Annotated in this window: 1 protein-coding gene; it reads right to left on the bottom strand. The window is 35.4% G+C overall.

From position 1 onward, the window contains the following. Positions 1–686: 686 nt before the first annotated feature. Complete coding sequence (gene recA, locus CBG25_RS13165; protein ID WP_290607169.1) at positions 687–1757, bottom strand: recombinase RecA; 1071 nt, start codon at positions 1755–1757, stop codon at positions 687–689. Positions 1758–1884 lie beyond the last annotated feature (127 nt).

The raw sequence follows: 1884 nt of genomic DNA, 5'->3' as shown, positions 1-1884 counted from the left end.
TCATTTCTGGTGTCCAGCCATCGGCGCACAAAAGAACACACCGTATCCGATCGCATACAAGACGGTCACGACTTTCCCTGTGAAGATTTCTGAGCTTTAGTTTTTGTTCTTGTGAGAGATTAATGTTCATACCTATTAAATGGGCATTGCTCATGGAAAATCAAGCATCTTCAATGACGACGAGTATAACATAAAACGATTTAACTATTATGCAGGGAAACTAACACTACATTAACACTATTTCATTATATTTATTTTCCTATTATCGGGACAAAGTGGTTAAATTTTGTCTCCATCTACATTTAGAAAGACAATTGCCAATAGATAACTCCAGTGGCTAATTTCACTTAGTTTAAATTACGTATAAGCTATAGTTATCAGCTAAATAGAAGATTAAGGAAAGCAATAGCGTAAGTCTAACACAAATTAATCAAAAACTGCGCCTGAATATATTAAGCCAATAATAACAATTTGCTATATATAACAAAACAAAGCACTTTTTGTAAAAAATGAACTAATCATATCTATTAATTGTTAATAATATTGTAAATTCCAAGACTATTTTACTAAAGTGTGGTTCAAATCATAATTCAATCTAACTTGTATTAATAACTAATTTATAATAAGCAAAAGGCCATATCCAGATCGAATATAGCCCATAGATTTAATCAATTTTATTTATTAAGTTAAAATTCTTCTGGTAATGAAGTTTCCTCTACCGCTTCTGTCACAAAATCAGAAGCGGCACTACTAAATTCACCAGCGTGATTAAGCAACATAGCCCGTAATTTTTTATCTAATTCAGTGTAAATTTGCGGGCGTTCTTTCAAATAAACTGTCGCATTTGCTTTGCCTTGACCTATTTTCTCGCCATTATAACTGTACCAGGCACCCGCTTTTTCAATCAATTTATACTTCACACCTAGATCAATAAGCTCACTATAGATATTAATCCCTTCTCCGTATAAGATTTGAAACTCTGCTTGTTTAAAAGGAGCCGCAACCTTATTTTTTACTACTTTAACGCGAGTTTCGCTACCAATAACTTCTTCACCATTTTTGACAGAACCAATACGTCGGATATCAAGACGCACTGAAGCATAAAATTTTAACGCATTTCCGCCGGTGGTTGTTTCAGGATTGCCAAACATAACGCCAATTTTCATTCGGATCTGATTAATAAAAATTAATAGTGTATTAGAATTTTTTAAATTTCCGGCTAACTTACGCATCGCTTGACTCATCATACGAGCAGCTAGTCCCATATGTGAATCACCAATTTCACCTTCAATTTCAGCTTTTGGTGTTAAAGCTGCTACAGAATCGACAATAATAACATCTACTGCCCCAGACCGTGTTAAAGCGTCACAAATCTCCAGTGCTTGTTCACCCGTATCCGGCTGTGAACAAAGTAAATTATCAATATCAACACCAAGTTTTTTGGCATAAATAGGATCTAAAGCGTGTTCTGCGTCAATAAAAGCACAAGTCTTACCTTCACGTTGAGTTGCCGCAATAACCTGTAATGTTAACGTGGTTTTACCGGAAGATTCTGGGCCATAAATTTCAACAATACGACCTAATGGCAAGCCTCCTGCACCTAAGGCGACATCAAGAGATAACGAACCGGTAGAGACAGTTTCTACATCCATAGAACGATCTTCACCTAAGCGCATAATTGATCCTTTACCAAATTGTTTTTCAATTTGACCTAATGCGGCAGCGAGTGCTTTCTGTTTGTTTTCATCAATAGCCATTAAACTAGTTGCTGAATAGAGACTTGCATTTTTTGTCACGCTATTGAGAATAAAAAGAGGTTTAACTTAGAGAATAAAGGTTTGAAATGATCAACAAAGAGCGGCTGTTACGAGATAATCGTTTATG

The sequence above is a fragment of the Arsenophonus sp. ENCA genome (genome assembly GCF_002287155.1).
Lineage (GTDB): Bacteria > Pseudomonadota > Gammaproteobacteria > Enterobacterales > Enterobacteriaceae > Arsenophonus > Arsenophonus nilaparvatae.
This window is presented reverse-complemented; position numbering and strand designations above follow the sequence as displayed.

Excerpts from the sequence above, each read along its gene's own strand:
- recA (WP_290607169.1), bottom strand. The coding sequence starts at position 1,757 with ATGGCTATTGATGAAAACAAACAGAAAGCACTCGCTGCCGCATTAGGT.